We start from the raw sequence: 14763 nt of genomic DNA, 5'->3' as shown, positions 1-14763 counted from the left end.
GGCACCCGGCTTACAGCACGACGGCGGTGCGGCGAACCCTCGGGTCGCCGCACCGCCGTCGTGCCACGCGTCTACCCGCGCACCGGGCGCGCTACCATTCGAGCTGGCCGAGCGTGGCAGTCGCCTCGCCCGACACGCCGTCGCGCGTGTAGTCGATCTTGACCTCGCTCCCGCCGGCGTGCATGCGCACCAGCGCGGAGACCGAGGTGCCGTCGGCCGCCGGGGTCCCATCGATCGCGGTGACCACATCGCCGACCTTCAGCCCCGCGGTCTCGGCGGCTCCGCCCTTCGCGAGGTCGACGATGAGCCCGCCGGCGTGGTTCACGTCGGCGTCGGTGTCCTGGCTGGAATCGGCGATCGAGGCGCCGAGCAGGCCGTGCGAGGGCTGCTCGCCGTCGATGAGCGCATCGGCGACGCGCGTCGCGAGGTTCGAGGGGATCGCGAAGCCGAGGCCGGCGCTGCCGGCAGTGCCGTTCGCGCTCGTCGGCGAGGCGATCGCGACGTTGATGCCGATGAGCTCGCCCTTGCCGTTGAGCAGGGCGCCGCCCGAGTTGCCCGGATTGATCGAGGCATCGGTCTGGATGACGGGCAGCGTGACCGTGCCGCCCGACTGCTGCTGCTGTTCGCCGCCGTTCTCGTCGGGCACCCCGAAGCGGAAGTCCCACGGGAAGCCGTAGCCGTTGTCCCCGTTGTCCTGGGACTGGTCCTCCTGCGCCGGATCCTGCGGGATGAGGGGGCTGCCGACGGAGATACCGCGGTCGACCGCGCTGACCACACCGCTGGTGACGGTGTTGGCGAGATTCATCGGCGCACCGATCGCGACCGTGAGGTCGCCGACGTTGAGCTTGTCGGAGTCGGCGATCTTCACCGCCGGCAGGGAATCGGCGTCGATCTTGACCACGGCGAGATCGGCGTAGGGGTCGACTCCGACGATATCGCCGTCGAGGATGCGTCCGTCGCTGAGCTTCACCCGCACGGTCGCATCCGTTCCGGCGGCTCCGTCGAGCGTGACGACGTGCGCATTGGTCAGGATGTATCCGTCTTCGCGGTAGATGACCCCCGAGCCGGAGCCCGCGGAGTTGGCGCCCGCGACCTCGAGCGTGACGACGCTCGGCGTCGCGACGGCCGCGACGCCCGAGATGTTCGTGGCGGTCTCCCCGTTGCTCAGGGTGAGCGTGCCGCCGCCCTGCACGGTCGCCTGCGGCTGCGCGACGTTCGAGGAGACGATCGCCGAGACGCCGCCGCCGACCACGCCGCCGATCAGCGCACCGAGCGCGAGACCGGTGATCAGCATGCCCGAGCGGCTGCGCGGATGCGCCTGGTTCGCGGAGCCGCCCGGGCTCGCCTGCGGTGCGATGTAGGGCGGCTGCGCGGCCGCCGCCGCACCGGTTCCGGCCTGCTGCGCCGCGTACTCCGGCTGCGTCGCTGCCGGGTTCGCATGCTGCACGGCGGCGGACGTCTGCTCGGAGCCGGGCTGCGGAGCGGCCGGGTTCGGAGCGGCCGGGTTCGGAGCGGCCGGATCGACCGGCTGGCCCGGGGTCCAAGCGTCGGGCAGCGGTGCCGTCGGCTGGGTGAGACCGGCCGAAGCGGACTCGGGCTGAACGCCCGAGTCCTGCTCCGCGCGGTTGCCGTCGTTCGGGTTCGGTGCGGACGATTCCTGTCCGGGGGTGGTGCTCATCGGCGGTTCCCTTCCTCGTTGAGAACAGCCTGCCCACCGAACTTATGAAATTCATTTGCGTGAACTGGACAGGCGCTGCATATGCCTGCGCGCCGCGAGCAGTGCGATGAGGCCGGCGCCGGCGACGGGCGCCGCGCCGAACAGCAGCAGCCTCGAATCGAGGCCGCCGGTGGAGGCCAGGGGCTCGATCCGCTCGGAGACGACGGTGCGTTCGTTCGCGACACCGCAGGCCCCGCGGTGCAGTTCGACGGACTCGCCGGTCTCCGGGTGCGGCATCGCCAGGTCTTCGACCCAGTACCCCGTCCCGGCCGACCGTGCGAGGACCGATGGCGAATCGACGCGTCCCGGCCCCGGCACCGCGACGCGGGCCGTCACGGCGACCGGCTGCGCGAGGCACCGCTCCTCCTCGGACAGTGCGGCCAGCTCGGCGGCGCTCCACGTCGCGGCGGCCCCCTCTTCGTCGGTCACCGGATTCCAGGAAGCGTCGAATTTCGGTGCACCCGCGCGCGGTTCGAGGTAGTAGACGAAGCCGAGGTCGGCCCCCGCGGGCACTTTCCCTGCGATGATGGCGGTGTCGTGGAAGGCCTCGCCGACGGTCGCTTCGGGCTGCGCCTCGGTCCTCACCTCCGGTTCCGAGATCCGCGCCGTCTCCTCCGGCACTCCGAAGTCGTCGCACCACTCCTCGACGTGGCCGAGCACGGCTTCGCTCTGGTCTTCCGCGAACAGGCACGCCTGCACGGTCACCCATCCGCGGGTATCGAACGGGAGGGGTATGGGCGGCGCCTCGATCTCGCCGGGCGCCGACACGGTCACCAGTTCGCGGGCGACTTCGACCGCTCCTTCGGAAGGCGCGGCCCGGCGTTCGGGCTCCGTGCCGATCGCGTAGGCCGTCAACCTGAGCACGATCGGAAGCGGGGCGCCCTGCGCATCGTTCAGCCACGATCCCTGGAGCACGGAGAGCGCCATCCGATCGCGCAGCACCAGGTCGTCGAGCGGCAGCTCCTGTTCGTCCAATGCCGTGCTCCACCGCAGAGACATCGGAACGATCTGCCCCTCCTCGGCGAGGCCGAAGCGGTCGGTGAACCGGTACCCCTCGGGCAGCAGGGCCGCCGCGCGCACCTCCGGTGCCTGCAGTGCCTCGTCGATGCTCCAGACCCACGAGTAGTAGCCGGCCTCGCGCGGAGCGGTGTCCGCGACCGCCAGGTATTCTCCGGGGCCGCGGTCCGCGATGATCTCCGCCCGGGCCGCGACCGGGGCGCCCTCCGGCGCGGCGTCCGACGTGTCGATCGGGTCTGCGAACGGCCCGTAGAGCACGCCCTGCGCCGCGATGGGCGCGTATTCGACGGCCCCGCCGGCGAGACCGCGCGCCGCCCAGGGCGCGGGCGAGTCATCGCTCGCGGCGAAGGTCACGCGGTCGGCGAACCTTCCCGCGTCGGGACTCACGAAGCGCGATTCGACCTGAGTCGCGAGCACGGGGTGGAACTGCGATTCGATATGGATCTCCGCGGGCTCGAGCACGAGCTGCCGGTTCGCTGTGACCGGCCCGACCATCGAACCGAGCGCCTGCTGCCCCGGCACGACGGCGGTGTGCAGCATCAGGGCGGCCGGCCATTCCGTCACCTCGCGCACCCATTCCCCGGACGTCCGCACCGTGCGCCCGCTCTCCCAGCCGTCCTCGTGGAGCACAGCGCGCCAGGCCGCCAGGCCGGCAGCGGGCCCCACGCCGATCGACGGGGCGCCGCCATCGAATGCGGCTCCGTCGATATCGACGCGCGTCGTGCCCGCCGGGTACGCCACCGTTCCGGTCGCGAACTCCTCGCCCAGGGCGATCGACAACGCGGCGCCGTCCGGTTCGGCCATGCTGGCCGCCACCGCCGCGTAGGCCTCGTCGACCATGCCGTACGCCCGATCGGTGTGCCAGGTACCGCCGTGGGCCTGCACCCAGCGCACATGGTGCACCAGCCAGTCGTTCGCACCGGGGTCCTCGCGGAGGAACCAGACCGCGAACTGCACGGCCGCGGCGATATCCGGGTCCGCCGTCTGCCCGTAGGTCGTGAGCAGCCAGTTCATCCGTCGCAGGGCGTCGCCGCTCACCGGAGTGCCGGCGACCCAGCCGTCCCACCCCGTCCCGTCGGATTGATTCGCCGAGAAACCGGGCAGCGTCGTCGCCTCGACCGGGCGGTGCTGCGGCCCGCTCGGCTCGAACGCGCCGGGCTCGACGCAGTAGACGAGCTGGCCGTTCGAGCTCACGAACCCGCCGACCACCCAGCCGCCGAAGCTCACGGTGTACTGCGACACCGCCGCCTGTGCCGGTGCACCGTGCGCGAACACCGCCGCGCAGAGCATGACGGCGAACACCGCGAGTGCTGCGATCGCCCGGCTCGGGCAGAGGCGCCGCCGCGCGATCCCTCTGTGCAAGATCATCTTCATTCACTCCTCACCGCGGCACCGTCTGCGCCGCAGCGCCCATGCTGCTGGAGCCCCGCGGGTCGCGTTCCGCGGTTTCCACAGCCCCGTTTCCACCCCGATTTGGCATGCACCCGGAAGCCATGTATAGTTATTTCTTGTGCCGCGGGGTGGAGCAGTTCGGTAGCTCGCCGGGCTCATAACCCGGAGGTCGTAGGTTCAAATCCTGCCCCCGCAACGGATATGCGACACAGAAAGGCTCCTGATCAGGGATAACTTGATCAGGAGCCTTTTGCATTCCGCCCCGGACACCACCCGGCCTCCCCCGCGGAACCGGCACGGCAACCCGAAGATGCGGGCGACGGCCCGCGAACCGGTGCCCCGCGACACGCCGGTGACACGCCACCGACACGCCGCGACCGAGGCTCCTGCGACCCATGCAACGCTTCCCCATGTGGAGGAGCATTGCGACCACGTGGACGATCCGGCTGCATCGACCGAAATCACGTCGCAGAGGTCGCTCCCGAACGGCCTCTCGGTTCGCTGGTAGCCTGAGCCCCGTGCAGAACCTGAGCTACCGCCCCATCTCAGCCGCGGATACCGCCGCCCCGCTCCCTCCCGGCGTGTATCGCGGCAATCCGCGGCGCACCACGGCCCTGATGGCGGGCAGCATCGTGATGGCCGCAGCGAGCATCGCCGTGCTCGTGATGGCGGTGCTGGGCTCGGTGCCCGCGAACCTGACGGTGCTCGCCTACGGGTGCGGCATCGTCGGCACGATCGTGTTCGGCATCGCCGCGGCCGTGCTGCCGCTGCGCGCATTCGTCATCACCGGCACCGGCATCACCATGCGCGTTCCGCTGCCCGGGGCTCGCCCGGTGCCCTTCGAATCGGTGCACGGCGTCGTGCTCTACCCGACGGTGCTCGGCCAGGGCGGCGGTGCCGCGGTGCTGCTGCTCGACGCGCACGGCGACGCGATCTTCCGCATGAGCACCCCGCCGTTCTCGGAAGCTGTGCTGCACGGCTTCGTGTCGCTCGTCGCGCAGGCGTCGGGCGCGCGCGTCTCGGAATGCCGTCAGAGCGTCAATGCGATGAAGTTCTCCGAGCCGATCCAGCTCCCGAAACTCGTCTAGACGCAGAAGCCCGCCGACGCGGTCGCTCGGCGGCGATCATCGGTTCCGGGGTGCGTCGACGCCAGAGGCCGCTGTCCCGGTCCGCTTGCGCGTTCCGGGACAGCGGCCTCTGTGCCTGCCCTCGCGGCGGGCTACTCCGCGGCGAGTGCCGCCTCGATCGCCGCGCGCAAGCGCGCATCGGCCTCGCCGTAGGCGGCCCAGTCGCCGTCCTTCATCGCCGCGTCGCGATCCTCGATCGCCTGCTGCATGTCCTGCAGCGTCGATTTCAGCGACGCCCCGCTGTCGCCGGAGCCCGCCCCGGTCGACGGCTCCTCGGGCGGCGTGGCCCCGCCGTCGTCGGCAGGCGCGTCCTCGACCCCGCCGTCACCGGCGCTCGCGCCCGAGTTGCCGCCGAAGAGTTCGTCGAGGGCGGCGTCGAGCGTGTCCTCGAACGCGATGTCGTCGCCGAACGAGACCAGCACCTTCTGCAGCAGCGGGAACCGGGTGCCCGACGACGCCTCGATGTACACGGGCTGCACGTAGAGCAGGCCGCCGCCCACCGGCAGGGTGAGCAGGTTGCCGCTCAGCACCTTGGTGCCGCGCTGGTCGAGGATGTTGAGGTCGGTCGAGACCTTGGGGTCGGTATTGAAGCTGTTCTGTACCTGGCCGGGGCCGGGCAGAGTGTTGCCCTTCGGCAGTTCGAGCAGCTTCAGCGTGCCGTAGCTCTCCGCCACCTTGCCGTCTTCGCTGCCGGCGTTCGAATTCGCCGCGAGGTATCCCGTGAGGATGTCTCGGGCGCCCTCGCCGCGGGCGTCGGGGATGTAGGTGGAGTAGATCGAGAACTCGGGCTCCTCGTTCGCCCCCGCTGCGAGCGTCAGGTAGTACGGCGGCTGCGCGGGCGCCTGCTCGCCATCGCTGCTCTGGCTGACCGGGTTCGACGGGGTGATCCACGCGTCCTCATCGGAATAGTACGCACCGGGATCGGTCACGTGGTACGTGGCGAGCATCTCGCGCTGCACCTTGAACATGTCGGTCGGATAGCGCACGTGGCTGAGCAGGTCGCCGCTCATCTCGGAGACGTCCTGCAGCATGCCCGGGAACACCTTGTCCCAGGCCTTGAGCAGCGGATCCTCGCTGTCCCACGCGTACAGGGAGATCGAGCCGTCGTACGCGTCGACGGTCGCCTTCACCGAGTTGCGGATGTAGTTGACCGGCTTCGGCGCGATGCTCACGCGCTCGTTATCGGCGTCGACCGTCAGCGCGTTCATGTCCTGCACCTCGGAGTACGGGTAGTCGGCGGAGGTCGTGTAGCCGTCGATGATCCAGACGAGTCTGCCGTCGACGACCGAGGCGTACGGGGCAGAGTCGACCGTCAGATACGGGGCGACCTTCTGCACGCGCTCGACGGGGTTGCGGTCGTAGAGGATCTGCGAGCCGTCGACGACCGCACCGGAGAGCAGCACCTCGAGGTCCTGGAACTTCAGCGCGTAGACGAGCTTCGTGAAGAGGCTCGACAGCTCGGGGCCGCCGTCGCCCGAGAACGTGGTGAGGTTCTGGCGCGAACTGCCCTCGCCCGAGTCCTCGGTCGTGGTCTGCTCGTCGGCGGCCGGGGTCTCCTCGGCCGGAGCCGAATCGGCGGTCTCGTCGGCCGCGGCCTCCGCGTTGCTCTCGGCGTCGGCCGGGTAGTCCATCTCGATCGACTTCTTGCGGTCGCCGCCCACGATCGAGTACTCGGGCGAGTTCATGCCGAAGTAGACGCGGGGCTCGAACTCGCCGAGCTTGCCGGCGGTCGGGATGCCGCTTTCGAGGAAGACGGGTTCGCCGCCCGGCGAACGCTGGTTGCCGTACGCCGCCACGAGGCCGTAGCCGTGCGTGTAGACGAGGGTGCGGTTGTACCAGCCGTTCTGGCCCGAGATGTCGATATCGCGGATGGCCGACACCGTGTCCTCGACCTGGCCGTCGATCTCGTAGCGGTCGACGTTCAGGGAGTTCGGGAACTTGTAGTACTGCTTGCTCTGCTCGAGCTGTGCGAAGGTCCGCGAGATGATCTCGGGATCCATGATGCGGATGTTCGCGGTGGTCACTGCGTCGTTGCGCAGCGCGCCCGGCTCGGCGTCGGTGACGGCGTCGTAGCGCTCGGTCTTCACGTCTTCGATGCCGTAGGCCGCGCGGGTCGCGTCGATATTGCGCTGGATGTAGTCGGCCTCGAGGCTCTTCTCATCGGGCTTGACCTGGAACTGCTGCACCGACCACGGGTAGCCGATGCCCAGCACGATGCTCGACACGAGGAACAGCGCGGTGCCGACCACGGGCAGCCGCCACTTGCCGGTGAAGGCGGTGATGAGGAAGAGCAGCGCGACGAGCACGCCGATGCCCGCGAGGATCTGCTTGCCCGGGATCACCGCGTGCACGTCCTGGAACATGGCACCGGTCATGAGCCCGGTCGGATCGTTGAGCACCCGGTACTGGTCGAGCCAGAGGCTGCCGCCCTGCAGCAGCAGGTAGACGACCGCGAGCACCGCGGTCTGGATGCGCGTGGCCTTCGAGATGCGCACATTGCGCCCCGAGAACGCGATGCCGCCGTAGAGGTAGCTGGTGCCGACGCCCGCGATCAGCGAGATCAGCACCACGCCCGAGGCGAAGCCGGCGATGCCCTGGAGCACGGGCAGATCGAAGAGGTAGAACGAGACGTCGAGGCCGAACTGCGGATCCTTCTCGCCCGAGGGGGCGCTGTTGAGCCAGAGCAGCACGCGCTGCCAGCTCGCCGCGGTCGTGAAGCCGGCGAAGAGCCCGATGACGGCGGGCAGCAGCCACTTCACCGCCCGGCGCAGCGGTTCGACGATCTCCTGGTACCGATCCAGCTGGGCCGTGAGCCGCGCGTAGACCGGGCGCGTGCGGTAGGCGATATCGATCGACAGGAAGAGGGGCACGGCCATGCCGAGGAAGCCCACGAGGAACATGATGCCCGCGGCGATCCACTGCGTCGTCAGCACGGGCAGGAAGCCGAGTTGGCGGTACCAGAGCACCTCGGACATCACCGCGGCGAATCCGAGGAAGCCGAGGATGAGGATCACGACCAGCACGATCGTGATCGCCAATGGCGACATCCGGCGTCTATTCGTCGTCTGGGCAGCGTTCTGCTCGGTCACGTCCCTCTACTTTCCTCGCGCGGGATCGCGCGACTGCGAAGCGATCCCGACCAGCCTAGCGGCCGCCACTGACAACTTCCGCACGCCGACGGCGAACGCTCGGTGCGACCTGCGATCAGGGTGCGCCGCAGGCCTCGATACCGGCGGGCGTGCCGCCCTCCGCCACCGTCTCGACCGCGGCGACCGCCTCCTCGAGCGTCGCTACCGGCACGACCTCGAGTTCGCCCGGAATGCGCTCGGGGAGGTCGACGCAGTTGCCGACCGGCATGAGGAAGAGGCGGCTGCCCGCCCGGGAGGCCGCCCACATCTTCTGCTCGAGCCCGCCGATGGGACCCACGTTGCCGGCGGCATCGATCGTGCCGGTGCCCGCGGCATCGATCCCCGCCAGCGGGGCCTCCGCCGACATGAGGTCGATGATGCCGAGGGCGAAGACGAGGCCCGCGCTGGGGCCGCCGATATCGGCGAGCGCGATATCGACCTCGTGCGGCAGCGAGTACTCCGACTGCAGCACCGCCCCGATCATCGGTTCTCCCCCGCCGTCGGGCACGCCCGGCACCAGTTCGACATCGACACGGGCGCCGTCGCGCTCGACGGCGAGCGCGAGTGGCCGGTCCGCGCCGTTCGCCACGATCTTCTCGCGCAGCTGCGCGAAGTCGAAGTCCGACTCCCCCGCGACCTCGACGAGCACGTCGCCCTCTTCGAGCACGCCCTCGGCGGGGCTCCCCTCGGCGATGCCCGCGACGGTGAGCGTCACCGGCACGTCCTCCCCGAGATGGGCGAAGGCCGCGGCCGCCGCCTGCTCCTGGGAGTTCTCCATGAGCACCATGTTCTGCTCGGTGCGCGCTTTCTCGCTCACCCCCTCGGGGTAGAGCTCGTCCACCGGCTTGATCTCCTGCGCCGGGTCGATGAGCCCGGGGAGCAGCGACAGCCAGCTCTTCGGGCGTTCGCGGCTGCCCGAGATGGAGACGGTCAGGAGGCGCAACGATCCCCGGCCCGACGCGTCTGCGCCGTCGGCCCCGGAGGCGTGCTCGGCTTCGCGCGCCGCTCCGTCGATCTCGATGACCGGCCGCGGCTCCTCCCCCTCGAGCGCGACGCTGCCGAGCACGTCCACGGTGGGGCCGGGCCGTTCGATCGCGTAGGGCGAGGGGATGACTCCGGTGAGCAGCACGGCGCACGCGGCGGTCGCGGTGACGAGGAGCGCGCGCGATCGACGCCGTTCGCGTTCGCGACCCTGCGCGGGCTCGGATTCGTGCACTGCTGCTCCTCGACAGGGATCGGGCGCTCGGGCCCCGGGCATCTGTTCGCAGTGGGCGCAATGGGAATTGGCGCTGCAGCGGTCAATCTAGCAGGTGGAACCGGGCTCTGTGCCGTACCGTTGATGCGACGAGGACGAGGAGATTTCGGCATGGGCGCGAACGAGAACGGCGACGATTTCGAAGAGCTGCAGCGCATTCTGCGGGAGATGCTGTCGGGCCAGGGGATGCCCGAGGGCGGCCTCGATGCGGAGCAGTTCGCGAAGGCCGCAGGGATTCCGGGCGACCCGGCAACGCTGCAGGGCCTCTTCTCCACGCTGCAGGGCGCGATGCAGCGGCCGGGCGATGGCATCGACTGGTCGGTCACCCGTCGCACGGCGATCGATGTCGCCGGCGCGGGCGGCACGAGCGCCGACCCCGCCCCTGCGATGCGTGCTTTCCCCGTAGCGACGCTCTGGCTCGACGAGGTCACTGAGCTCGGCGCGACCGCCGACTCGCCGCGCACGCTCTCGCGCATCGAATGGGTGCAGCAGACGGTCGACACCTGGATCAGCTTCGCCGAGCCGGTCGCCGAATCGATCAGTCGGGCGCTGATGGACGCGCTGCAGACCCAGATGCCCGAGGAGTTCAGCGGTGCGCTGCAGGGCGCCGCGCCGATGCTGCGCAGCGTCGGCGGCGCGCTCTTCGCGGTGCAGCTCGGCACGGTCGTCGGCAAGCTCTCGGGCGAAGTGGTCTCGGCCGGCGACATCGGCATCCCCCTGATCTCCGGCGAGGGCCGCGAGGGCGGTGCGCTGCTCCCCGGCGGAGTCGCCGCATTCGCCGAGGGCCTCGACCAGGATGCCGAGGCGGTGACGCTGTACCTGGCGGTGCGCGAACTCGCCCACGCCCGCCTGTTCCGCCATGCCAAATGGCTGCGTCTGCACCTGGTGACAGCGATCACCGATTTCGCGCGCGGCATCCGCATCGATACCGATCGTATCGAGGAGATGGCCCACGAGATCGACCCGTCGCACCCCGAGCAGATCCAGCAGCTCATCGCGGGCGGTGCGCTGATCCCGCCGAAGACGGAGGAGCAGCAGGCCGCCCATGCGCGGCTCGAGACGATGCTGGCCCTCGTCGAGGGCTGGGTCGACGTCGTCACCGCCGATGCGGCGAAGCGCCTTCCGGGAGCGGACGGCATCGCCGAGATGGTGCGCCGGCGCCGCGCCGCGGGGGGCCCTGCGGAGCACGCGCTCAGCGCGCTGGCCGGGCTCGAGCTGCGGCCGCGCCGGCTGCGCGATGCGGCGGCCGCCTGGCGGCTGGTCGCCGAGCGCAGCGATGCGGCGACCCGCGATGGCCTGTGGGCGCATCCCGACCTGCTGCCGACCGCGGAGGAGCTCGACCACCCGGCGCGGCTGCTCGAGCGGCTCGGGCTCGCGGGCACCGGGCCCCAGTCGAGCGACGACGACTTCGACGCGCAGCTCGCGCAGCTGCTCGACGGCGAACTGCCGCCGCACGAGGGCGAGGACGGCGAGGACGGGGCGCCCGGCTCGTCCGGGACCGCATAGTCGGCCCGCGTAGCCGACCTGCAGCGCAGTTCGGCGGCGTCGCTGCGGGCCTGCGGCCGGGCCGACCTTCCTCCACAGCTCGACCGGACCGAGCGGATCGCGGATTTCTCGGATCCGGCTGTGGATAACCTACGGACATCGGTTTTCTCGCGCAGACTCGAGATATGACCGAGATCACCCGCATCGACCCCGACCTCCCGCTGTGCTGGGAAGACGCCGATACCGTGCGCATCGGCTTCGAGCGCGCTGCAGCACGTATCGTGCGCCCGCCGGCTGCGGTGCAGCGCCTCCTCGGCGCGCTCTGCACCGGCATCCCGACCCGCAAGCTGCGCGAGGAAGCGCGCAAGCGCGGTGTCTCACCTCGCGATTACCGCGACCTCATGTCCGCGCTCGGACCGGCCCTGCGGCGCGAGCGCGCGCTGCGCGGCGGCGGCGCGCAGGAAGGCGCTCCGCCGCGCCTGCGCCTCGTCGTCTCCGATGAGGGCCGGGAGGCGCCCGGATTGCGCACCGTGCTCGGCGCGCTCGAGCACTGCGACGTCGATGCCGAGGCCCGGGCCGAGAAGTGCGATCTCGTCGTGCACGTCGAACGCTACCTCGAGCCGCTCGAACGGGCCCAGCGCTGGCGGGCGATGGGCGTGCCCCACCTGCTCCTGCGCTTCAGCGACCGCGTCGTGCAGATCGGGCCGATCGTCGAGCCCGACGGGTCGCCCTGCCACAGCTGCGTCTCGCTCGGGCTCGTCGCGCGCGACCCGGCCCTCCCCGTGCTCGCGATCCAGCTGCACGGGAAGGTCCCGCGCAGCGAGACCGCCGCGGCGAGCGAAGCGGCGGCGGCCTACATCTCGAGACTGGTCCGCGACTGGCGGGCGGGTGCGGCGGCGGCGCGGCGCACCCGCTGGGTGATCCCTGTCGTGCACGGCCGGCCCGTCGGCCCCGCACGGGAGGAGTCGGTGCCGCCCCACCCGGGGTGCAGCTGCCGCGACCCGATCGAAACCGATTTCGCCTCAGGCGGGGCCGGCGCAGCCGAAGCCGCCCCCGTCAGGCGATGATGCCCGACTCCGAGAGGAAGCGGGACGGCTCGCGCGGCGTGCGGGCCCCACCGGCGACGCCGGAGACGCGCAGCGCATCCCGCGCACGCGTGAAGGCGACATAGGCGAGCCGGCGCTCCTCCGCGATATCCTCCTCGGTCTGCGCATGGGCGATCGGCAGCAGCCCCTCCGTCATCCCGACGAGATGCACCAGCGCCCATTCCAGCCCCTTCGCCGCATGGACGGCGCTCAGCGTGACCGCGTCGAGGGTCGGCTCGTGCTGCGCCTTCTGGCGCGCCGTCAGCTCGTCGGCGAACTGCGCGATCCCCGTGCCCGTCGGCATCTCGTCCACGAGGGAGAGCAGCGCCGAGAGCGCCTCCCATTTGTCGCGTTCGGCGGCGCCCTCGGGCGCCTGCGCCGTCCAGCCCAGCACGCGCAGCGCGTCGCTCACGATCTGGAACAGCGGACGGTCGTCGGCGACCTTCGATTCGCCGCGGATCAGCATGGCGGCCTGCCGCACATCGGCGCGGTCGAAGAAGCGCTGCGCCCCGTGCACCCGCACCGCGATGCCGAGCCTGCGCAGCTGCTCCTCGAAGCGCGCGGACTGCGAGTTCGTACGGTAGAGCACCGCGATGTCCGAGGCCGGAGTGCCGGCGGAGATCGCCGCGGCGATCGACTCCGCCACCCCCGCGGCCTCCTCCTGCTCGGTGGCGAACCATTCGAACTGCGGCTTCGCGCCCGGCTCCTCACGGGTCGCGCGCAGGTGCAGCGCACCGGGCCGGTCGCGCATCAACCGGTTCGCGACCCGCACGATCGGCTCGCGCGAGCGGTAGTTGCGTTCGAGCCTGATCTGGCGCGCCTGCGGAAACTCGACGCCGAACCGCAGCAGGTACGAGCTCGACGCCCCCGTGAACGAGTAGATCGTCTGGCTCGCATCGCCGACCACGCAGACGTCATCGCGGTCGCCGAGCCACGCCCGCAGCAGCGCGTGCTGCAACGGCGATACGTCCTGGTACTCGTCGACCGTGAAGAACCGGTAGCGCTCCCGCACCTGCACCGCCGCCCGCGGCTCGGTCTCGAGCATTCCGGTGACGAGCACGATGACATCCTCGAAGTCGATCTGCCGGCGCTCCTCGAGCAGCTCCGTGTACCGGCGCTGCACATCGACCAGCTGCTCGCCGGTGAGCCCGACCGGGATGGCGCGCGCATCGATCGCATCGGCGTACGCGTCGAGGCTCAGCATCGACACCTTGCGCCACTCGATCTCGGCCGCGACATCGCGCAGCGCCTCCGACCCGAGGCGCAGCCCCATGCCCTCGACCGCCTGCGAGACGGTCGCGACCTTGCCCGGCAGCACCTTGGGCGCGAGACCGCCGACCAGCTGCGGCCAGAAGTGGCTCAGCTGCGCGAGCGCCGCGCCGTGGAAGGTCTGGGCGCGCACGCCCTCGGCGCCGAGGCCGCGCAGCCGCCCCTGCAGCTCCCCCGCGGCCTTCCTCGTGAACGTGACGGCGAGCACGCGCTGCGGGTCGTAGACGCCGCTGCGCACGCCGTGGGCGATGCGGTGCGTGATCGCGCGCGTCTTGCCGGTGCCCGCGCCCGCGAGCACGGACACGGGCCCCCGCAGGCTCTCGGCGATCTCGCGCTGCTCGGGGTCGAGCGCGTCGAGGATCCCCTCGGTCTCAGTCACCCTCTGCGACCCACCGATCGAGCAGCCAACGGGCGATCGAGGTACCGGCCGGGAGCGTGATGCCCGGGTCGGGGGTGCGCACCTGGTCGCGGGAGAACCAGCGCAGCTCGGAGATCTCGGTCGGGTCGGGGACGAGATCGTCGGGATCGGCCCCCGGTGCGAGCCGCGCTCTGAAGCCGATCATGAGCGACCGCGGGAACGGCCAGGGCTGAGAAGCCTGGTACTCGACCGCGCCGAGCCGCACACCGGACTCTTCGAAGACCTCGCGGATCACCGCCTGTTCGAGGGACTCGCCGGCCTCCACGAACCCGGCGAGCAGCGAGAATCGTCCGGTCTCCCAGAGCGTGTTCGAGCCGAGGAGCACTCGGTTCTCGTGCTCGATGAGCACGATGACGGCCGGGTCGGTGCGCGGGAAGAACTCGCTGCCGCTGGCGTCGTGCCTGGCCCAGCCGCCCTGCACCGCGAGGGTCGCGGCACCGTCGCGCGGCGAGAACGCCGCTGCTTCGTGCCAGCGCAGCAGCGCCGAGGCGACCGCGACGAGCTCGCGGTCGATCTGCGAGAGCCGGGCGCCCGCCTGGAAGGGGTGCATCCATTCGGCGCCATCGGGCAGCACGGTCGTCTCCGCCGCGAGTTCGGCGAACACCGGGGCACCGTCGCGGCGCCCGAGGTACACGTGCCCGATGGAGCCGTCCTCGCGCGCCGGCGCGTACCGCCCGTCGGTCTCAGCGAGCACCAGGCCGAGGCCGTGCGCGCCGTCGCCGAAGACCGGGATCTCGAGACCGTGCAGCCGCAGCACGCGGGCGGCCGGGTCGGCCCAGGCCGCGAGCAGCCCGTCCTCGCTCATCCGCGTCGCCGCGTCGCGGTCGAGCAGTCCACTTGCGAACGGTGGCACGTCCACTGTCATCCGGT

Annotated in this window: 9 protein-coding genes and 1 tRNA gene; 4 read left to right on the top strand and 6 right to left on the bottom strand. The window is 71.1% G+C overall.

Annotation, left to right across the window (positions count from 1 at the left end; translation table 11 throughout):
- Positions 1-91: 91 nt before the first annotated feature.
- Both ACUYTF_RS10310 and ACUYTF_RS10305 read right to left on the bottom strand, forming a co-directional pair.
- Positions 92-1678, bottom strand: coding sequence for a S1C family serine protease (locus tag ACUYTF_RS10310; RefSeq protein WP_449279726.1), 1587 nt, complete (start codon positions 1676-1678; stop codon positions 92-94).
- 51 nt (positions 1679-1729) lie between these two features.
- Positions 1730-4102, bottom strand: coding sequence for a hypothetical protein (locus ACUYTF_RS10305; RefSeq protein WP_449279725.1), 2373 nt, complete (start codon positions 4100-4102; stop codon positions 1730-1732).
- Between the two features lie 146 nt (positions 4103-4248).
- On the opposite strand from ACUYTF_RS10305, the gene ACUYTF_RS10300 reads away from it, so the two are divergent.
- Together ACUYTF_RS10300 and ACUYTF_RS10295 are read left to right on the top strand one after the other, a co-directional pair.
- Positions 4249-4322, top strand: a tRNA-Met gene (locus tag ACUYTF_RS10300).
- 322 nt (positions 4323-4644) lie between these two features.
- A complete protein-coding gene (locus tag ACUYTF_RS10295; RefSeq protein ID WP_449279724.1) occupies positions 4645-5214 on the top strand; it encodes a hypothetical protein in 570 nt (189 codons plus the stop codon).
- Between the two features lie 131 nt (positions 5215-5345).
- Here the strand turns inward: ACUYTF_RS10295 and ACUYTF_RS10290 are convergent, their stop codons facing one another.
- On the bottom strand, positions 5346-8342 hold the full coding sequence (locus ACUYTF_RS10290) for a UPF0182 family protein (protein WP_434144139.1): 2997 nt from the start codon (positions 8340-8342) through the stop codon (positions 5346-5348).
- 115 nt (positions 8343-8457) lie between these two features.
- Complete coding sequence (locus tag ACUYTF_RS10285; RefSeq protein WP_434144138.1) at positions 8458-9597, bottom strand: S16 family serine protease; 1140 nt, start codon at positions 9595-9597, stop codon at positions 8458-8460.
- Positions 9598-9747: 150 nt separating this feature from the next.
- Here ACUYTF_RS10285 and ACUYTF_RS10280 point away from each other — a divergent pair, with 150 nt between their 5' ends.
- Together ACUYTF_RS10280 and ACUYTF_RS10275 are read left to right on the top strand one after the other, a co-directional pair.
- On the top strand, positions 9748-11142 hold the full coding sequence (locus ACUYTF_RS10280) for a zinc-dependent metalloprotease (RefSeq protein ID WP_434144137.1): 1395 nt from the start codon (positions 9748-9750) through the stop codon (positions 11140-11142).
- Positions 11143-11306: 164 nt separating this feature from the next.
- The gene (locus ACUYTF_RS10275; protein WP_434144136.1) at positions 11307-12188 is read left to right on the top strand and encodes a hypothetical protein; all 882 of its coding nucleotides are present in this window, start codon (positions 11307-11309) and stop codon (positions 12186-12188) included.
- Here the strand turns inward: ACUYTF_RS10275 and ACUYTF_RS10270 are convergent.
- Positions 12178-13854, bottom strand: coding sequence for an ATP-dependent helicase (locus tag ACUYTF_RS10270; protein WP_449279723.1), 1677 nt, complete (start codon positions 13852-13854; stop codon positions 12178-12180). The genes ACUYTF_RS10275 and ACUYTF_RS10270 overlap by 11 nt on opposite strands.
- Positions 13847-14758, bottom strand: coding sequence for an NAD(+) diphosphatase (gene nudC / locus ACUYTF_RS10265; RefSeq protein ID WP_434144133.1), 912 nt, complete (start codon positions 14756-14758; stop codon positions 13847-13849). Before nudC ends, ACUYTF_RS10270 begins: the two co-directional genes overlap by 8 nt.
- Positions 14759-14763: the final 5 nt, after the last annotated feature.

Source organism: Leucobacter sp. GX0328, assembly GCF_053567315.1.
Note: the sequence above shows the minus strand (reverse complement) of the source record. Positions and strands in the feature narration are given on the sequence as shown.